Below are 19,833 nucleotides of genomic sequence, written 5' to 3' on the forward strand. Positions count from 1 at the left end.
GTATAGCGCCAAGCTAAGAAGGAGTCACTGGCTAATGTTTTCCACTGAATGACAGATCACCCATGAATATGATCATAGGTAGATTCATTACATGTTTACCAGATCAATGATCCTAATAAAACGAATATCTTCTATTATATAAAGGAAGAGAGCCGAGCAAAATCGGCTCTCTCCTTATTACCCGAAGATGTACACGTTGAATCTATGTTACATCTTCGGCAGCTTCTTCAAATCAATCATAGCACGCGCCATAATGAGAGCAGCATCGCCACGGAGCATATTCGCAGATGGCTGGAATACATAACCCTTCTTCGGATCAGATGGGTCAATCGGAACTCCTGTAATGAAGCCTTTCTTCGCGATAGCAAGCACCGCTGGCTGTGCATAGTAATCAATCTTGTCCGCATCTTGGAAATACTTCAACAGATCCTTGCGAACTTTATCACGCTTCGTCTCAAGCTTCATATTCAAAGCTTTCGCAAGCATAACCGCAGCATCCTGACGGATAATAGAGTAATCTCCACCAAATTCATTCGGAGAAACACCACGAACGATACCATCACGTGCAGCCGTCTCCACATAGCGGAAGTCCCACAGCTGATTCACATTAATCGTATTCATCTTATCAGCCGCCGGTACAACGACGTCATTGAAATGTTTCTTACCGTCATAATTCAATGGCATCTCTTTCGCACGAACAATCATACGAGTGAATTCACCACGAGATACATACATATCTGTACCAAACATGGAGAATGGATCAAATGGATTCATAACGCCTTTTGCAAATATCGTTTCAATGAAATCACGTGCATATGGATGTTGTACCACATCATGATAAGAGTAAGACATCTTACCAACTACATAGTATCCAAAGCGTGTAATTGGAACGGTTACGGTATGTTTCTTCGAATCTACAACACCGCCAATGTTCTCCCATTGCTGTAATTCCGAATCAAAACGGAACACACTCACAGTGCGACCACCATCATCGGTTACGTTTTTATCATAGCTCAGTGTTAATTTACCTGGTTTAGACATGATAAGCTCATTACGCAAGTCACGCTTATAGAACATCTCAATTGGCGAACCTGGATATTGATAAGGCTCAACACCATACTTAATTGGGTCATAGACAGATTCTGTCTTGATGTCATCCGCTTGACCTGGATCCATCCAAATAACTGGACCAGCCTTAATAAAGCGTTCAGGGAAGCTTGCTTCGAAAATGTTCTTTGCTTCTATCTTCGCCAAGTCATAATTCGCTGGCTGATACTCAAATTCACGGCGATCTACTTCACCATCGAATGAATTCGCAATCGCGAATAGCAGATTATGGCCACTAAATACTTGGTTTTTGAAGTTTTGCGGCACATTATAGTCGCGTCTTACGAGATTCGCACCTTTTTCGAAGGTCAAGTTTACTATTCCTTCAAATACCTTATGTGATTTTTTCATTGGCTCCATATACTGAGCCCCTGGAATTGACGTAGGTACGTACTTCACCGTAATCGTATTTTTGAAGGTATCCTTGCCTCTTGAAATGGCAATTTCAATCTTATTATCTTTATTTGCTTTAAGTCCTACGACAAATGCACGATAGGCATTTTCATAAGGCTTTTGTGTCTTGTCATAGCTTGGGTAGTAAATAATTTTTTCTGCTGGAATTTTATTAATAACTACCTTTTCTGCACCTGGCGAGTCAATAATGACTTCAACAAAGTTTTGGTTAACCACTCGTTTTTCAAGCGCTGGCTTCAAAATCGTGTAAGGCACATCTACTGGTACGACTTCCAGACGATAAGTTGCACGGGGGCCACCTTCGCCACTGTTAAATACAGTCATGTTCATTGCGACAGGGGTTCCATCTCCCGGAAGACTTATGCCCTTAATAATAAAGCTAAAGTATTGTTTATCATTATCGTAGTACACTGATATGCCGTTAACTACTGCACTCGAATTGTACGTATCCCCATTTTTGTCAGTGAACATATTCTCCAATGTCCACTCTATTTTGCCTAATGGGTTTTTATCGTTCTTCAAGACAGGAGATTGAATCACTAGCTTATAATTCTGAAGCTCGTTAGCAGTACCGCTTCCTCGCAGGCTTGCAATTTTCGCTTCAATTTCAGCTTTGTTTTTTCCAAGATCCACAAAGTCGAATGTCCCGTACACATTCATCTGCGCTTCACGAGTCAGATAAACGCCGCCTTTTTTCTCAAAGCGAGGATCATTCGGTTTCGGTTCTGGATACGTTGTACTGTATGGATAGATTCCGTCGGTCTCAGGTGCTGGAATAACCGGTAAGTTAGTCGGAATAAGTGTTACCGTAATTGTGTTCTCGTAATGCGATTTTTGGGAACGGAATACAAATTTGATTTTGTTGTCTCCCATATACAACGCATCAAAGGCCTTTTGCTGGTTTACTATTTTGAACTGACTCTTTGTTGCGCCTTGAGCCAGTTCCAAGGTTGTATTATTGATACTGAAAAATACCGTTTGTTTCGTCCCTGAATATTCGAGCTCATTTTCGTTGGCAATATTGTAGATTTGACCAGCCAAGTTCTGTAATTCTTTCATGACTTGATCCTGACGCTGGGCATTTGTTGTATCCGTATAAATCTTTTGGCCGTCAAATGCACCGTCATATTTCACATATGGTCCATATAAAAGAGTAACCGTTGCCGTATATGTTTCTGTAGAGCCATCCAAGCCAAACACAATCGTCTGTTTCCCTGTGCTTGGCAGCTTGTCAATCAGGTATACAACACGACTCATGGATGTTGGCACCCCATTGATATTTTCAACTGTAACATCCTCGGCAACAATCGTAGGATTCAAATGGTAAGAACTAGGGTCTTGCGTTTTGCCTAATGCATCTGTTACAGACTTGATCGAAATTCTTGGACTGCTTCCATTAGGAACTAAAAATTGAATCGCAGCCGGCATGGAGAATAACTGAGCACCATCCAGCTTTCCACCTTGCAACGCCACAGCTTCCCCAGGTGTCATTGCATTGTTATATCCGCTCAAGTAATTAGCAGCATAGATATATGGTTTGCCTGCATCCTTCAGCAATACGGAGAATCCGGACATACTCTGCAATGAAGGAGTTGACAAAGCATAGTTCGTTGAAGTCAAAGTAATGTTAGTACGAACATCTTGTTTAACAGCGCCTGGTATTTCAAATGAGTACTCCACAAATTTCGGATTCGAGGAAACCTCAACCACATTCGTTGCATTTCCGTTTGTTTTATTACCGCTGCCCGTCTCAATCGTCTCATATGCGACACCAACGCTGGTCGGCTTTGCCTTGGTTGCATCGTATGGGATAAGAACGCGACCATAAATTACACCGTTAGTTGCGGCAGTAATCGTAGGACTTTGCGATAAATCATATTTTGTTGTTCCGCCACTTTCCTTCATGTGAACATCATGGAACGTCACATCACCATTGAAAAATGCCACTTCTCTTGTTGTTTCAACCGATTGTGTACCATTAAATACTTTAATCTTAACTAAGTTCCGGCCTTGCTCAATGGCAATTGGAGAAGCAAAGAACGTCCAATCATTGCTTTTGGATACGCCGAATGACCAGCTTCGTCCGTTCACTTCGATTTGTACCTTATCCGCATTCGGTGCTTTACCCGAGATGCTGACGTTCACCGATTTTTTCCCTTGGGAAGCATCGGAGTAAACAATTGTCGACTCATCTTCTTTCAAGTTATAGACATTCCCATCCAAGGATACGGACATGTCGTACATCGTTGGACCATTGCGATACTCGATGAAGATGGAATCATACACATCCGACATGCCTTGCAAGCCTTTGAATGTTACTTGGTTCAATCCAGGATACAACTGCAAATTATACAATTGGATTTTCGAACCATTGATCATAATGTTGGCCGTTTGGCCTTCACGTTTGTCGTTTTGATCCACTAAATACTTATCCGTCGCGTTTGGATCAGGATTTTTATTTAGCTTGTACACGCTATAAGAGATCGAATTTCCATTAACGCCATTCAATGTTCCTTCTAGCGTCACACGTTCACTATTTGTTATACGTGCAGATGTAGGAGAATACTGTTCATTCGGAAATACGAAGTGGTTGGCGCTTGCTGCGAATGCCGTCGATACTGCTGTACCGAGTGATGCCGGGATAAGCGTAACGACAAGCGCGAGCGTCAACAGTATGGATACCAGTTTCTTCAACGCTAATAGCCTCCTTATTATAGAACCGTAGCTGAGTTGCCTCCATCGGCTCGTTCTTACTTGTTATTTCTGTTATCGGCTAATTTCGTCCTAAATTTTAGTCAAAACTCCGAAGTTTGTATTGAGAACAGACAAAGAGAAGGGAAAGGACACTTACTGTGGTGCTCGCGGAAGTAGAACTCTCAGAGGACTTTAGTTAAGAGGCACACATTGAGGGCAATTATTGAGCACTTACAGATGATAAAAAAAGAAGATTTAACAGACCTACTTACAAGATACTTGTAAAGGGTTCTTTTTGAGGTGTGTTTAAAAGGGAGTAGCGAAGTAGTTGAATTGAATAGATTCACACTTCAATGGTTTACTAAAGAAGTTCATAAACGATCCTATATGAGGTTGCCAAGAAAGAGGAAAAATAACTCTATAGAAGATAGGATTCTAATGGTTGATATAGAACCAGCAGCCCGACATAGAAGGACATATCATATTGAAATACATATTGGACACTATAGACGAGTATAAAAAAACCTTTGCCCCGAGTAGTTCAGGACAAGCCTGATCCACTCAAGAGCAAAGGTTCTATTTACAACATACATTATAATTGCGTTCTTACTTCATCAAAGTCCCCATAAAAGACTTGTGGCTATCGTTATTTCGAACGTGATTCAGCGTGTACCTTCATGCGCAAGCGGTGCAGGATGTTCAGCATCGGCTTTCTTGTCTTACTTACGATACCAATCACTTCAGCCCCAAGCTGGAGCGATACGAGCAACACACAGATAACAACGAGCGTTACCCAGTTCGCATCATGCGATGCGGCTACGGATTGGATAACCGCCAGCAATCCGAAGAATGCAGCAATCCCGTAAATGATGAGCACTGTCTTGCGATGGCTGAAGCCCAGTTCGCGCAGGCAATGGTGCAAGTGACCTTTGTCTGGTGCGAAGATCGGCTTCTTCTGCAGCCAGCGGCGTACAATAGCGAAGAATGTATCGGACAGCGGCACACCAATAATAAGCAATGGTGTAATGAACGACATGATTGCAATCTGCTTGAAGCCCAGCATGGACAAGACAGCCAAGCTGAAGCCTAAAAACAAGGAACCGGAATCCCCCATAAAGATCTTAGCTGGGTGGAAGTTAAAGAAAAGGAATCCAATAATACTTCCAAGCAAGATCGCGCAGAGCAAGATGATTACCGGATTGCCCATAAAGATCGCCATGACGAGGATGGTAGCAATGGCAATAGCGGAAACACCAGCAGCCAGTCCGTCCAAGCCATCAATCAAATTAATTGCATTCGTCACACCAACGATCCAGAAGATCGTAAGCGGAATTGCAACCCATGTTTCAATAAATAAATATTTATCGCCAAACGGCACATTTACAAAGTCTACAGTTAAATCAAATCCGAATACCACGACACACGCAGCTACAATCTGACCGAGCAGTTTCGCTTTCGCGGACAGCTCAACACGATCATCCAGTGCACCAATCAGTATAATGATGGAGCCTCCGGCAAGCAGTGCCTTCACAAGATTCGCATCTCGCGATGAACCAAGCAGTGTATCAGGGATAAATAACATAAGTCCAAGCAGCGTCAGTACGAACGCCGCAAAAATAGCCAAACCACCCATGCGGGGCATGATGCGCGTATGCACTTTCCGCGCATTCGGTACGTCAACCGCACCTACTTTGATCGCAAACTTCTTCACTAAAGGCGTTAATCCTGTGGCAAGCAGCAGAGCTGCCAGGCAGCCACCAATTGCGTATACGGTCATCATCGGTAGTTTCAACCCCCATTTATGTTACCGGATCGAATTATACTCCGTTCAAAATGGAAACACCAATGCCGGATTCATGTGAAAACTTACGAAAATGAAAGATTAAGCGTCATTTTACTGCACTTTTGTGGGCTTATCTTTATCCCGCATCACTTTCCAAGCAAATTTAGGCAATGCCATCATTCGCATGAAGCGTTTCGGTTCCTTGACTAAGCGATACAGCCATTCAATACGCAGCTTCTGTACCCACATTGGTGCCCGCTTGGCCTTGCCTGAAATAACATCAAAGCTGCCCCCAACACCCATCATAAAGGGAACTTGCAGCTGTTGGCGATATTTTGCAATCCAAGGATCTTGTGTGTCGGCTCCGCGAGCAACGAACAACAAGTCAGGATTCGCCGCACGAACTTGTGCAATAACTTCTTCATCTTCATCACTTTTGAAAAAGCCATCTCGGTATCCGACAATGGAGATGGACGGATACTGTTCTTGTAACCGTTCTGCTGCCGCTTGAACCACCTCTGGAGCTGCACCCAAGAGATACACCTTCCACTTGCGCGGTTCACCCATCTTCAGCAGCTCATGCAGCAGATCGAAGCCCGTTACTCGTTCAACGACAGGATCACCGAACTTATTAGCTGCCCAGACAATGCCTGTTCCATCTGGAACAACCAAGTCCGCCTGCTTCATGACGGCCATATTCTTATCATTCTCCAAGGCGGCCATCACCATGATGGGATTCGCTGTAATCACCTGAATGGAGCGCCCAGCGTCAATATGATCAACAAGAAGCTTTACGGTATCTTCCATATTCAACTTGGAAAAGGGAATGCCGTAAATCGAAACCTTAGGTACATCCTTCATTTCTAACATATCACAAACCACCTTACGCCTTATGACGCAGCCATTGCACAATTTGTTGCGCTGGCTGTTCTGCTTCTTGCTTCAATAAAGTTATTGCTTTTTGATGTTTCTCGCGCCAGCCATCTACATCATCGAGCAAGCAGCACATATGAGATGCAGCACGAGCAGCATCTAGCTTGGCTGTTGTGCCAATCGCCTCTTCCTGCAGTCGATGCAGGAATTGGTCGATCTTCGGATCATAAGAGATACCAGCAAGCGGCACCTCTTGGGAGGCCGCATAAATGAGAGAATGCAATCGCATTCCGACTAATACCCGGCATTGACTTACTTCCTGCAGCATGGACTGAGGATGCTCAAGCGGAGCGCATAAGCTCATCACTGTGCCAGCTTCAGAAGCAGCAGCTGATGGGACGCCGCACAATCCATCTACTTCGGAAACCTCACACTCAAGCTTCTTCATGACATAACGGGATGCCTCTTCATCACTTGCTCCATGGAACGGCAAAAACCGCAAATGGACTTTCCGCATCCGACTAAGCTGAAGCAGCATATCAGCGATCGCATTCATATCGGATCGATCTTGATTCCAGAATCGAAGGGAAATCCCAACATAGGGGCGGCCTGCCGCATCGAACCCTATCCCATAATCGAGTGCGGGCTGCCCAGGCTTAGATGACGGCAACCGAAGACCCATTACTGGATCAGGTACAACATGGATCGCATCTTGCCCTACTCCCATTCGCATCAAGAGCTCTGCAGACTCCCGATCACGTACAGACACATAAGCAGCTCGGTTAAATACGTGACGAATGTACGGATAGAAAGACTGGCTGTTTACCGGACCAACTCCTTGCGAATAAATGAACGTCGGCTTACGGAACCACTGTGCCAATTTCAGCACACCTAAGTAATAAGGAATCGTCTTCGAACTGGTCGCATCCTGCAGCAAGCTTCCGCCGCCGCTAATCAACCCATCGCTGCTACGAATCGCACCCAGCAAGGCTCCGGGCTTCATTCGATGCACAGCTTCTACCCCATACAACCGAGTCGTTGTCTCTGGATCACCAGACAATACGACAGGCTCGATTGCCATGCCAGCTTCTTCGCCAGCACGTTCCAAGGCGGTCAGTATCGACAACAGAACCGCCTCGTCACCACTATTATTGAATCCGTAATATCCGGACAGTACTATTCTTGTAGCTTTGGACGCCATGCATCCCAACACCTTTCAATGATAGTCCATACGAAAATGCCAATAATTCCGATAACCAGCCCAAGGCCAAGACCAAGGAGTGTGCGAATTGTCGACATGATGATCGGCGTATGGATATGAGCGAACGTATCAACCATAGACAACTGGCCAATAACAGCGATGATGAACGCATATAGAGCTATCCGATAACGGTATGCTGCAAATGCCGCAATCAAGAACAATGGGTGCGCCATCAAGAACTCTTTATTTCGCGGACGAACACCCAACGTATTCTCAAGCAAGGAACGGAATGATTTCTCCAAGGAAGATACGTTTCCAGCGTTCCCCGTACGCGATAGGTAGTACATTCCAACTACGCCCGCGATGCCAGCAGCCACGACCATCAATACCGTAACCGGCATCTTAAGCCAACGATTGGCTTCCTTCACAACAGAATCTCCACGGTAGAGGAAGATATACAATGCGGTAAGGCCAATCGGTAGGAAGTGCAGCAGACTGACTCCACGGAATTGAGTTATTACAAGGCTGTACGTAATGTTGTTAAGCAATGCAATCACGAACGGAATAGCCATCAGCGACAACACCGTCGTGCGCAAGAACAATCCAACCGATTTGCCAAAGCGAGCCTTGAAGCTTGTAACCGGAGGACTCATGTCCACTCTTCGAACAGCGAGCACCATCGCAATCGTTGGCGCACTTATCGCCACCCCAAGGGCAAGCACTTGCTCGAAGAAGGCTGGCTTCAATGCGTACATTCCTGCGCTTCCAATCAAGCCCAGAACGAAGGCGGGAAGCATCACAGCCGGCACAAAATAAGAAAGCATCAGCGCGATTAATGCTACGCCGCCAATAACTACGATAATCTTCGCAATTTTCTGCCAAGAAGCGTCAAATACCGTAAATGGTTCAGCTGTACCCATTGTAAATCCGTTTTTCTCAATTGATGCAATTGCATCTCCAGGCTCTTTCAGTGTGTGAATCAGATTATCAATGGAAGTCACAATCTCAGACTTCTTCATATCTTTTTTCACACCTGCGTTCAAATAAATCATCCGAATATTGCGATCCTTCGTAGCAAGCGAGAAGCGATCAGCTAATACATCGATTTCATTGAATGACTCCTGATCGTTAATCGAATGAAGTCGAACTACATTATATTTCGTCAAATAAGCAAGCTTGTTCATCCCCTGCTGCGGCTTCTTCAAGCCTTCAATCGCAGCAATACCAATGTTGTGCTTATTTAATAAATCAGCAAAGCCTGTCAAACTTTTTTTCTCTGCATCATCATTAAAGCCTTTAACTGCATCGCCATCAAAGAGAATACGCGTTACGCCCAATGAATTGTAGTATTGCAGCAGCTCATCCATTTGCTCTTGATCATATTCCGAGCTGTCGGACAAACGCGGCATAATTGTATATCCTTTATCCACAAGCATCTGAATTGTGATTGGATCCTGTGGCATTGACTTCATTACTGCGGATTCAACCGGAGTTTCTAAGATCAATCCATTGTGGCCTTCATGCTGCCACGTACGAACCTCTACACCCAAACGAAGGAAAGTCTTCTCAATCATAGGAGAAAGCTTCTGTTCGTTCTCAGATGACGTGAACAAAAGATATGTATAATTTTCATTTAGAGGCGGAAGCTTCTTCTGCAGCGTTGCTGCATCGCTAGAGTTGTAAATCAACAATCTGCGTGCGGACTTCATATCCGACAAATTACTTTCGAACAACGCCATCGTGTGAACGCCTGCATCTTTTAAGCGTCCCAACTGCTCATCAATAAACTCATTTGGCTTGGGCATCAGCGCAGACATATCGACCAAATTACGATAATTGAATACAATTTCAACCTTATTTGCCGACTGTTCTGTCTGTACGCGCTGCACTGCTACAGGAATAGCAGCTACCAGTCCGACAATGACCACAAGCCATAGCCACTTTTTCATTTGTCGGTTCCATTTCTCTACCTGTTGAAACACTTGTTTCCCTCCTTAAGCCATTCCGAATACATCATCATGTGGAATATCACAACGCTTCTACTGTGCATCATTCGATGAGTTCCGAGTCCATTCGACACCGATGGCACACAGCTAATGTTCAGCTCCGGTTATCCATAGAATAACCGAACTCTCTGCATTCATTGCAAATGATTCCACCTATGCTGTATTCTACTCGCGATCCGACAATGCGAACATTAATTCACCTTCAGCAACGACCTTATCGCCAACCTTGGCTGTAGCCTGTCCCTTGCCGATCGTCCCCTTCAATCGTGTAATCTCTACTGTAAGTGTAAGCGTATCGCCAGGTACGACTTGTCCACGAAAACGGAAATTGTCGATTCCAGCAAAGAAAGCAAGTTTCCCTTGATTTTGCTCCAATTTCAAAATAGCTACTGCACCAACCTGTGCGAGCGCTTCAACAATGAGAACTCCCGGCATAACCGGATAACCAGGGAAGTGACCTGCAAAATGCGGCTCGTTCATTGTAACATTCTTAATTCCGACGGCACGCTTGCCTTCTTCTACTTCAAGAATACGGTCAACGAGCAGAAAAGGGTACCGGTGTGGAATAATTTCCTGGATTTGCTCAACTGTCAACATAATACAATCTCCTCTCTTCCTCTGCCGTATAAGACGACAGCTATGCGTCAATACTAAGATCATCCTTCATGACTGCAGGCCTGAAGGTTGAGATAAGGGGCTTCCCGCAGCTTCGGCTGTTCGGGGAGCTCTCTTCTTAGAATCAGAATGCGCAACTTCCATGCAAGTCATTCTGTCTTAGCAAGACAAGTAAAGACAAGTAACTTGAACGTAAAACAAATGACGAATCGTCATCAAGGTAAAACATTTCCTTCGTTGTCCACAAAAGACATGCCTGCATCATACCCGATGCTCAGCTTCTGCCTCTTCCTTGCGATTGATTCGAATAAACAAGAGCGCATACATAAAGGATGTAAGGAATGAGAATACGATAACCACCCATAAGAGCTCAACTGCATAAGTCCATTGGAAGTAGACGAACAGGATCGCGATATAATAAAAGACTGTCGTCAATTTCCCCATCCAATTCGCAGGCACTGTCTTCTTTCCCTTGAAATGAAATAAAGCGGAACATGCAATCATCCCTGCATCTCGAATCAGCATCGCTACAGCAGCCATCCATGGCATATCTCCAGACCATAGCAAAGAAAACATGACGGTCAACATCATAAGCTTATCTGCTAATGGATCCAACATCATGCCGATATTCGTTACTAAATTATGTTTGCGCGCGATATACCCGTCCAGAATATCGGTCAGTCCAGCGAGCAACCAAACTCCGAATGCGGCGTACCGCTCACCTATGAAGAACAAAGCCACATATACGGGGATGAGAACGAATCGAATCATCGTCAACATATTCGGTAAATTCAACCTCAAAACCCCCAGTTCCCCCCATTTTCATTGTTCCTCCAACTCATTATACATGCCCGAAAACAAAAATGAAACTTTATCAAATCGTATAGCTCCCTATAGCCCTCAAGGGGGGAGCGATGACGGACAAAGTCCTTTCGGCCACCAAACAAGCAAAAAATCCCCACAAAGTGGGGACTCCGCTATCCGAACACAAGTTGGAACAAGTGTGTCCATGTATTTATATTCAGTGCATCTGTAAAAGAGCCCTTACCTAACACGACAAATCCGGCAACCATTCCGCCGAATGTGGCTAGCACGCATAACAGTGGGACAATGGCCAGTCGAAAAATCCACTTCCCTGCCTTCGAACGACGAACCGGCTTCTGCTGAGGTGGCTGAGGTTCTTCCTGCTCCACCTCAGACGCTGGCTTAGCAGCATCCTTACCCTTGCGCAGACGCTGCTTGCGCCGCTCTTCGAATACTGGCTGCTGAGCAGGCTTGCCCACTACCGGCAATTCCTCATGAACGTCGGATTCGGCCTCCGTCTTCGTCTCCACATCCTCTGGTTCCGAGCCGGAATGAGAGCGGTGCAGACGCGCTAACGATATATCCTGTTGCAGCGGCTCGTACTCATAATCGAGCAGCTTCTTGTCTTTCCCTTCTTGGTCACTCATTATCTCACCTGCTTCGTTTACGCGCGAAGGTTATTCGCAAGCCCCCACATCGCGTCTCCGGAAGTCAAGGCCCGAGCGGACATCTGATACGCTCGCTGCGCTTGAATCAAGTCATTCATCTCGTCGATCAGCGATACATTCGATTGCTCAATCATGCCTTGCCGAACGTGAACCGCTTGGTTTTGTGTAAGATCAAGATCCTCCACAATAGCATTGCGGTTCGTATTTGGGGCCATTACGTAATAGTTGTTCTCTGTCTGAATAAGGAGTTCTGGACTGATCGGCTTTACTACCTTCAGCGTAGCGATCGGATTCGGAACAACCGTCAAGCCGTTCTTCGTCGCGAATACTTGCCCCTTGTCATTAACCTGTATCTCTTGATCCAGTCCAATTCGGATCTCAGCGCCGTCTTTGTCCAGCACCTTATCCCCTTGAGCCGTCACAAGCACCTTTTCCTTCGTATTCGGATCAATCGTGTAATGAAAAGCGCCTTCTCGAATCCAAGCAGATTGACCATTGTCCAGTTCGAGCTCGAATAGCGCGTTGCCTTCCAACGCAAAATCCGTGCTTACACCTGTTTGCTTCAATGCCCCTTGCGTGAAGTCTCGACTTAATGCAGTCAAATAAGATCCATAGCCAAGCGTATATCCCATCGGGGTCGCTCTTCCTGGTTGGCGGTAATCCTTATCATGCTGTCTTACATTCGTAAGCACATCAGCGAATGTCGCTGACTTCCGCTTATAACCGTTCGTATTTAAGTTCGCCATATTGTCCGCGACGATATCCAGCTTGCGCTGAATGCCATTCATCGAAGAGGCTGCAGAAATCATAGACTGGTTCATATCGTTCCTCCTATTCTAAGCGCTTAGACGCGCCCTACCTCATTGACCGTCTTTTCCAGCGTCTTATCAAAGAATTGAACGACTTTCTGATTCGCCTCATAGGCACGGAATGCCGTCATCATATCCGTCATCGATTGCGTAGGATCTACATTAGAACGCTCCAAATAACCTTGTTGTACCTGAATTTGCTGTTGATCACCAGCTGTCCACGCGACTGCTGCTTGACCAGCCCCTGTTGCGTCCAGTCGGAAGCGGCCATTCCCCGTCCGAATAAGCTGATTCGGATTGTCGATACGGGAAATGAGCAGATCTGCCCCTCCAATCGCAGCGTTCGTTCGCGCATCATACATCCGGCCTGTCCCATCCAGTTTGATATCATCTATCGACACATTCGCCGGCAATACAATTGGAGCTTGATTCCGGTTCAGCACTAGTGCTCCGTCTGCCGTCGTCAGCTCATGGCGGGCATTCAAGCGAAAATGGCCATCACGCGTAAAACGCAACTCATTGCCTTCCCGAACCGTAAAGAATGCTTCCGGCTTATAAACAATATTGCCTTGCGCATCCCGTCCCTTGCCCGAAGCATCAAAGACCACGCCCGGGACGCCCAAATCCGTCAATAATGCAAAGTCGCCTGATTGATTCGTCTGCATCAGATCGCCTTGGTTGAACAGCATACGGCTCTCTTCCGCGAATACCCCTGTATTCAAGCGGCCAATGGTACGACCTGCCCCTTGATCTCCGCCCTGTAAGGACAGCATCATCTCAGGAAATGAACGCACTGCCCCTGTTACTGACTTGAACCCGGGCGTATTGATATTCGTTATATTATTCGTAACCGTATCATGCCGCCGTTGTTGGGTCATCATGCCCGAGGCAGCTGTATATAAACCTCTAATCATGTCGTTTCCTCCCGATCTATCAAAGCATATACAATGTATATCGGATTAAACGAATGATTTCTTAACGACCTTGTCCAAATTATCCAGCATGATTCCGGTACCTTTGACGACGCAGTGCATTGGATCCTCTGCAATAAGCACAGGAACCTTCAATTCGTCAGCCATCAGCTCGTCCAATCCATCAAGAAGCGCCCCGCCGCCAGTCAAAATGACGCCGCGATCGATAATATCCGCCGACAATTCGGGCGGTGTCCGTTCCAATACCGACTTCGCAGCAGCGACAATCGAAGAAATTGGATCCCACAAAGCTTCTCGAACTTCATCGGATGTGATCGTTACGGTATATGGGAGGCCCGAAACCATGTCACGTCCGCGGATGTCCATTTCCCGTTGTCCACCTTCACGCACCGTCCCGATGTTAATCTTAATATCTTCAGACGTACGCTCTCCGATTAGCAACTTATACTTGGATTTTATATATTTCATGATGGAGCTGTCGAACTTGTCCCCAGCAATTTTAATAGAAGAGGCGGTAACGATGTCTCCCATGGACAATACCGCCACGTCCGTCGTTCCGCCGCCGATGTCAACGACCATGTTGCCGCTCGGTTGGAAGATATCCATACCCGCGCCAATTGCCGCCGCCTTCGGTTCTTCTTCCAGGAAAACATCTTTGGCACCGCTCTTCTCAGCCGCTTCGCGAATTGCCTTCTGTTCTACTGAAGTAATATTTGTCGGCGCGCAAATCAAGATGCGTGGGTGCGAGTACCATTTGCGACCGCCGACTCGTGAAATAAAGTGCTTCAGCATTGCTTCCGTAACTTCGAAGTCAGCGATGACTCCGTCTCTAAGCGGGCGGATGGGTACGATATTGCCCGGTGTCCGACCAACCATTCTGTGGGCTTCTTCCCCCACGGCGAGGACTCGCTTTGAATCGCTTTCGATTGCTACAACCGAAGGCTCGTTCAAGACGACCCCCTTCCCCTTGACATGGATGAGAACGTTTGCCGTTCCCAAGTCAATTCCAATATCCTTGCTAAGCATAAGTTCGAGAGCCTCCACATTCATTTTTCATGTTTAAATCGAGAAATTACGACCGTTTTCTGCAAAATATTTACTCATCGTTTACCATATCATACTTTCTCTGCTACGTTCAATGACAGATTGGAGGGCAGCTCACATTTTAAAAAGTTATTGGAATGGGGTGGTGGTTTAGGATTTACCGGCCGTCATCACCTCACGTTTTTTTGAAGTCGTCTTCTTATATTTGATCTTCGTTGCTTCTCCACCACGCAAGTGACGAACGGACTTATGGTATTCGAGAATGTGCTTCACCTGATCAGCCAGATCGGGGTTAATCTCGGGCAGCCGTTCGGTCAAATCTTTGTGCACCGTGCTTTTAGACACGCCGAACTCTTTAGCGATAGTACGAACCGTATGCTTCGTTTCGACGATGCAGCGGCCGATTTTGATGGTCCGTTCTTTGATGTAGTCGTGCACGTTCCCGCCTCCCTACTCGGTTTAATTGGTACATTATATGAGTGGGTCGCACACTTATGCGTTGTAACCGAACCTGACAAGCTTGGCTTAGCCGATATTTTTGCCAAGGCTCTCATCGGACAAGTCGAACAACAAGGCAATCCAAGCAAAGTTAAAACAGGAAAAAAAGCTTAGTCAAGCGGAATTCCGCTTCCTGGTAATCCGTGAATTCGATCATTCATCATTGGAGTGGCGAGAGCAAAAAAATATTAGAAAAAGTTCGTTTCAATTCCGCTATTCCTCCTACAAATAAAAAACGGACGAATGCCCTTAAGACATACGCCCGATGTTGTTACCATGTTTAACTGAATTAGTTTTTAACCAGAACCGTTGTCGGATTTACTGGCTTATTCTCATTGTACACCTCAAAGTGAACATGAACGCCCAGTTCCTTCTCCAATTCACTGCGACCTGCTGTAGCTAGCGCGTCGCCCTTCTTCACAGCATCGCCTTGCTTTACTTTCACATCAGCCAAGCTCTGATATACTGTCTTCATGCCATTGCCATGATCCACTTCGACAACAAATCCATTCGTCGCATGCTGTTCAGCACGTGTTACTTTACCGCTCATTGCAGCTACTACATCAAATGCCTGCTTGTCCTTGCGCGCCAAGTCGATACCTACATTCGGAGTAAAGGTTTGCTTGTACTGCACCATTGCTGCCGCTTGCTCTTCCTTCGAAGCCTTCTCGTCATAGTACGGCATGACGACATCTACATCACCAGAATTCGCCACTGGCCAACCGAGTGTTTCGTTGGTTGCAACTACTTCGACTGCGTCCTCTTTGGTTCCAGTTGTTGTACCTGCAGTTGATTCGCCTTGCTTGATTGTTTGCCCTGCTTGCGTCGCATCCTTGTTTGGGTCGAGCGGTTTGTGATTCAAGTCTTGATAGACCCAGACTAGAGTTAGGATAATTGCTGCTGCGGCCATGTACAAAGCGGGGAATACCCATTTCTTCGACAACAGCTTTCTCCATGAGGATGTGTGAACCGCTTGAGCCCCTTGCATCGATTTGGAGGCTTCAGACGGATTTGCTGTGCTTGTCGTAGATGTATTCATCGTTGTTTTGTTTTTTGAGTTTTGATTTTGGTTTTGTTCACTCATTTGTGATCACCTCAGTAACCATTGTTACCGAGGCTAGTACTTTTATACGTAGAAATGCTAATTTTTAAGATATGAAGCTACCAATGCTTCTGCAAGAAGTCTAGCTCCTTATATAACAAGGGCTTTCCCTGCATCTCTGCATAATTGATCTGCGTCTTGCTGAACTATCCTTTTAGTTTAGCCGATGCTAACTTCGAAGCTTTGTCCACCTTCACACCTTTATAATAGTACGTTACGATTTGTTCCGCAGTAGCCCCTTCTTTGGCCATTCCTTGCGCACCGTATTGGCTCATGCCAACACCATGCCCGAAACCGTACGTAGTAATGACTAGTTTTCCATCCACCATGCTCCAATCAAATGCACTCGATCGCAGCCCTAGCTTCTCTCGAATTTCGCGACCTGTGAACTGTTCTGTACCGACTTGAACTTGACCAACTCTCTTACCGGGGGTACGGGATAAGATCCGGAGCTGATTCCGAATGGCTTGCGCGGATCCGGACTTATTTGATGTCCCGCCACCGGATTGCAGCTTCAATGCTTGCGCGGATACACCTAGTTCTGATAGAAGCGCCTCTACCTTATATGTAGTGCTCTCCGCAAATCGCGGCGCTACCCGTTCATCCCAAGGGCTTGCCACACTTTTCAAGTAAGGGACCGGGTTCCCCCAATAATTCTCGGCATTCTCGGTATATCCATTACTTGTGGAGAAAAATGCAGCCATAATCGGTTTGCCTTCATACGTAATAATCTGATCCTCTGTTTCCTCTACGGCGCGGCTCAGCTTCGCCGCCGCTTCCTTCGGCAGCCGCTCCATCTCTGAGAGCGGCTTATAGGCTTGATGGGCGACGGTATCGGTTACGTCGGCCCCCTCAGGTGCGCCGCTTGTATCCTGCGACAGCAGGCGGCGCATAATGTACGTGCGGGCGGCCATCGCCTGCGCCTTGAGCGCTTCGAGCTCGAAGCTGCTCGGCATCTCTGCTGCGAGGACGCCGCGCACGTACTGCTCCAGCGCGACGCTCTCAACTTGGCGCGTGCCGCTCAGGTACACGCGCACCGTGGGCTGCGCCGCCGCTGTGCTGGGCGGCGGCGACACCTTCGGCGCCTGCGGCGCCGCGCGCTCGCTACGGGCGCTCGTGCTTACCCCCTGCTGGTGCTCTTGCACCAGCAGGAGCGGCATGAGCAGCGCGAGCGCAATAAGCGCGCCAGCCCATAGGGCAGTGCGCGCAAGCAGCGGCAGGGGGCGTCTTCGCAGGCCCCAGCGGCCCCTGCCGCCAAGGCGCAGGCGCGGCTTCAGCCAACGTGCGAGCCGCCGCGCCTGCGCAGATAACATCGGTTGCGTTGCCATTGGTCTCACTCCTCTTTCTATTTTAACGATTCCTCTCACTTTCTTATCTAGCATTTCACGAAAAGAACAGAATCAATCCTCCTCTTTCTCTACCCTATGCTTTTTTAAGAGAAGACAGAACCACATACCCTCGTATCCCTTCCTGATTACGTGTAGAAGGTTTCTAGGTTCGATACATAACTACCAGCAACTCGTCATCTACACATGCGGATACATTCTAAAAATCGTATACGTACCAGGACATCTTCATGCAAAACAGCACATACTCAAAACATCTGCACCCAAAATCATATACACGCAAAAAAGCCGCCTCTTCACGAGGCGGCTTTATGTCTAGCCGGTACACCTATTCTATCGATGCAATTGTCTATATGATCCGGGTGGAAGCTCCTTCTCCAGCTTTAGCTCACGATAGGCTTACGCCCAAGTTGGCTGTGCTCGAAAAGTCCCTTCTTCCTTCTCTTCTTTCACGCTTTGTGGCTCTTCATTCATCTTAACGCGGTAGATATCTGCTCCGAGCGATGACAGCTTCTCTGCTAAGTGCACATAACCACGATCAATATGATGAACGCCTCCGACTTCTGTTGTGCCTTCCGCAATCAACCCTGCGCAGATCAATGCAGCTCCAGCACGCAAGTCAGTTGCCGTTACCTTAGCACCTCTTAGCTTAGCCGGGCCTGTTACGACAGAAGTACGGCCTTCAACCTTGATGTTTGCATTCATCAGGTTGAATTCATCCACATGCATGAAGCGGTTTTCGAATACCGTTTCGGTCACTACAGATGTGCCTTCTGCTGCAAGCAGCAATGCCATCATTTGCGACTGCATGTCTGTCGGGAATCCAGGGTATGGAAGCGTCTTTACGTCGACAGCCTTCAACGGCTGTTCCGCACGGACGCGGATACCATTCTCATCCGGATCAATCGTAATGCCCATCTCTTCCATCTTCGCAATAACAGGACCAAGATGATCTGCAATCGCACCTTCCACATACACATCTCCGCCTGTCATCGCTGCAGCAACCATATAAGTTCCTGCTTCGACGCGGTCAGGGATAACCGTATGCTCTGCACCATGCAAGTGATCCACACCTTCAATGCGGATAACGCCTGTTCCTGCACCGCGTACGACTGCGCCCATCTTGTTCAGATAGTTCGCCAAGTCGACGATTTCCGGCTCACGAGCTGCATTTTCAATAATTGTTGTACCTTCGGCCAATGTAGCGGCCATCATAATATTTTCCGTCGCACCGACACTCGCATAGTCCAAGTAAATCTTGGTACCCTTCAGTCGGCCGTTCACTTTCGCTTCAATATATCCTTGTCCAAGACCGATAACCGCACCCATAGCTTCAAAGCCTTTCAAATGCTGATCAATCGGACGACTCCCAATAGCGCATCCACCAGGCAGAGAAATACGCGCCTGTCCTGCGCGAGCCAGCAATGGGCCCATGACGAGGAATGATGCTCGCATCTTACGTACCAACTCATATGGGGCTTCAAAAGAATGAAGGTTCTCCGCATTCACACGAATGGTTTCGTCGGCATATGTAAGGCTTGCACCTAATTTTTCTAGTACATTGTGTATCGTTTTCACATCGTCAAGTGGAGGTGCATCGCAAATTACGCTAACGCCTTTTTCTCCCAGTAACGAAGCAGCGATGATCGGAAGTACAGAGTTCTTCGCGCCACTAACACGCACAGTACCCGTCAATCGGTTGCCTCCGCGGACGATAAATTTACTCATCATGTTTCCCTCCGCGCTTTATTTCGCCCCATTATCCGTATATCTGTAAAAAATGGTACGTTCTTTTGATTTCCAAATTACATCATACCACTGCTTTACAGCTATGGACAAGCGATATTTTTCGACAGACCCTTCCACATTTTCCTTGGGGCTATCATCCAGTGTTGACATCTTCATTCGATGTTATTCGACAAGTGCTTGAACCCTTG

15 protein-coding genes are annotated in these 19,833 nt (G+C 46.7%); all 15 read right to left on the bottom strand.

Features of this window, described 5'->3' with window-relative positions:
- Positions 1-207: 207 nt before the first annotated feature.
- The 15 genes from ABN764_RS06895 to murA all read right to left on the bottom strand — a co-directional run bounded on the left by ABN764_RS06895 (position 208) and on the right by murA (position 19,624).
- A complete protein-coding gene (locus ABN764_RS06895; RefSeq protein ID WP_446671414.1) occupies positions 208-4,215 on the bottom strand; it encodes an S-layer homology domain-containing protein in 4,008 nt (1,335 codons plus the stop codon).
- Between the two features lie 646 nt (positions 4,216-4,861).
- On the bottom strand, positions 4,862-5,995 hold the full coding sequence (locus ABN764_RS06900; RefSeq protein ID WP_268624079.1) for an MraY family glycosyltransferase: 1,134 nt from the start codon (positions 5,993-5,995) through the stop codon (positions 4,862-4,864).
- 114 nt (positions 5,996-6,109) lie between these two features.
- Positions 6,110-6,868, bottom strand: coding sequence for a WecB/TagA/CpsF family glycosyltransferase (locus ABN764_RS06905; protein WP_021257144.1), 759 nt, complete (start codon positions 6,866-6,868; stop codon positions 6,110-6,112).
- Positions 6,869-6,881: 13 nt separating this feature from the next.
- Positions 6,882-8,072: a polysaccharide pyruvyl transferase CsaB gene (csaB, locus tag ABN764_RS06910; protein ID WP_446671415.1), complete on the bottom strand. Its 1,191-nt coding sequence runs from the start codon at positions 8,070-8,072 to the stop codon at positions 6,882-6,884.
- Positions 8,048-10,054 carry a DUF5693 family protein gene (locus tag ABN764_RS06915; RefSeq protein ID WP_268624080.1) on the bottom strand — a complete coding sequence of 669 codons (2,007 nt, stop codon included), beginning with the start codon at positions 10,052-10,054 and terminating at the stop codon, positions 8,048-8,050. Before ABN764_RS06915 ends, csaB begins: the two co-directional genes overlap by 25 nt.
- Before the next feature lie 189 nt (positions 10,055-10,243).
- Positions 10,244-10,675: a 3-hydroxyacyl-ACP dehydratase FabZ gene (fabZ, locus tag ABN764_RS06920; protein WP_021257147.1), complete on the bottom strand. Its 432-nt coding sequence runs from the start codon at positions 10,673-10,675 to the stop codon at positions 10,244-10,246.
- A gap of 279 nt (positions 10,676-10,954) precedes the next feature.
- Positions 10,955-11,488 (bottom strand): CDP-alcohol phosphatidyltransferase family protein, encoded by a 534-nt coding sequence (locus tag ABN764_RS06925; RefSeq protein ID WP_021257148.1) that lies wholly within the window; start codon positions 11,486-11,488, stop codon positions 10,955-10,957.
- 182 nt (positions 11,489-11,670) lie between these two features.
- Positions 11,671-12,144, bottom strand: a complete 474-nt coding sequence (locus ABN764_RS06930; protein ID WP_083545107.1) for a DNA-directed RNA polymerase subunit beta — start codon at positions 12,142-12,144, stop codon at positions 11,671-11,673.
- Positions 12,145-12,161: 17 nt separating this feature from the next.
- Positions 12,162-12,986: a flagellar hook-basal body protein gene (locus tag ABN764_RS06935; protein WP_174809717.1), complete on the bottom strand. Its 825-nt coding sequence runs from the start codon at positions 12,984-12,986 to the stop codon at positions 12,162-12,164.
- A gap of 23 nt (positions 12,987-13,009) precedes the next feature.
- Positions 13,010-13,888, bottom strand: a complete 879-nt coding sequence (locus ABN764_RS06940; RefSeq protein ID WP_446671416.1) for a flagellar hook-basal body protein — start codon at positions 13,886-13,888, stop codon at positions 13,010-13,012.
- A gap of 45 nt (positions 13,889-13,933) precedes the next feature.
- Complete coding sequence (locus ABN764_RS06945) at positions 13,934-14,932, bottom strand: rod shape-determining protein (protein ID WP_021257152.1); 999 nt, start codon at positions 14,930-14,932, stop codon at positions 13,934-13,936.
- A 168-nt stretch (positions 14,933-15,100) separates the two neighbouring features.
- Positions 15,101-15,388 carry a sporulation transcriptional regulator SpoIIID gene (gene spoIIID / locus ABN764_RS06950; protein ID WP_021257153.1) on the bottom strand — a complete coding sequence of 96 codons (288 nt, stop codon included), beginning with the start codon at positions 15,386-15,388 and terminating at the stop codon, positions 15,101-15,103.
- 349 nt (positions 15,389-15,737) lie between these two features.
- Positions 15,738-16,532 carry a peptidoglycan DD-metalloendopeptidase family protein gene (locus ABN764_RS06955; RefSeq protein ID WP_446671417.1) on the bottom strand — a complete coding sequence of 265 codons (795 nt, stop codon included), beginning with the start codon at positions 16,530-16,532 and terminating at the stop codon, positions 15,738-15,740.
- A gap of 164 nt (positions 16,533-16,696) precedes the next feature.
- Positions 16,697-17,878, bottom strand: a complete 1,182-nt coding sequence (spoIID, locus tag ABN764_RS06960; protein WP_446671418.1) for a stage II sporulation protein D — start codon at positions 17,876-17,878, stop codon at positions 16,697-16,699.
- Positions 17,879-18,295: 417 nt separating this feature from the next.
- Positions 18,296-19,624, bottom strand: coding sequence for a UDP-N-acetylglucosamine 1-carboxyvinyltransferase (murA, locus tag ABN764_RS06965; RefSeq protein WP_446671638.1), 1,329 nt, complete (start codon positions 19,622-19,624; stop codon positions 18,296-18,298).
- Positions 19,625-19,833: the final 209 nt, after the last annotated feature.

Origin of the sequence: Paenibacillus wuxiensis, assembly GCF_040195695.1 — a bacterium.
GTDB lineage: Bacteria > Bacillota > Bacilli > Paenibacillales > Paenibacillaceae > Paenibacillus_B > Paenibacillus_B suaedae.

Excerpts from the sequence above, each read along its gene's own strand:
- ABN764_RS06900 (WP_268624079.1), bottom strand. The coding sequence starts at position 5,995 with ATGATGACCGTATACGCAATTGGTGGCTGCCTGGCAGCTCTGCTGCTT.
- ABN764_RS06905 (WP_021257144.1), bottom strand. The coding sequence starts at position 6,868 with ATGTTAGAAATGAAGGATGTACCTAAGGTTTCGATTTACGGCATTCCC.
- csaB (WP_446671415.1), bottom strand. The coding sequence starts at position 8,072 with ATGGCGTCCAAAGCTACAAGAATAGTACTGTCCGGATATTACGGATTC.
- fabZ (WP_021257147.1), bottom strand. The coding sequence starts at position 10,675 with ATGTTGACAGTTGAGCAAATCCAGGAAATTATTCCACACCGGTACCCT.
- ABN764_RS06930 (WP_083545107.1), bottom strand. The coding sequence starts at position 12,144 with ATGAGTGACCAAGAAGGGAAAGACAAGAAGCTGCTCGATTATGAGTAC.
- ABN764_RS06935 (WP_174809717.1), bottom strand. The coding sequence starts at position 12,986 with ATGAACCAGTCTATGATTTCTGCAGCCTCTTCGATGAATGGCATTCAG.
- ABN764_RS06940 (WP_446671416.1), bottom strand. The coding sequence starts at position 13,888 with ATGATTAGAGGTTTATATACAGCTGCCTCGGGCATGATGACCCAACAA.
- ABN764_RS06945 (WP_021257152.1), bottom strand. The coding sequence starts at position 14,932 with ATGCTTAGCAAGGATATTGGAATTGACTTGGGAACGGCAAACGTTCTC.
- ABN764_RS06955 (WP_446671417.1), bottom strand. The coding sequence starts at position 16,532 with ATGAGTGAACAAAACCAAAATCAAAACTCAAAAAACAAAACAACGATG.
- spoIID (WP_446671418.1), bottom strand. The coding sequence starts at position 17,878 with ATGGCAACGCAACCGATGTTATCTGCGCAGGCGCGGCGGCTCGCACGT.
- murA (WP_446671638.1), bottom strand. The coding sequence starts at position 19,624 with ATGAGTAAATTTATCGTCCGCGGAGGCAACCGATTGACGGGTACTGTG.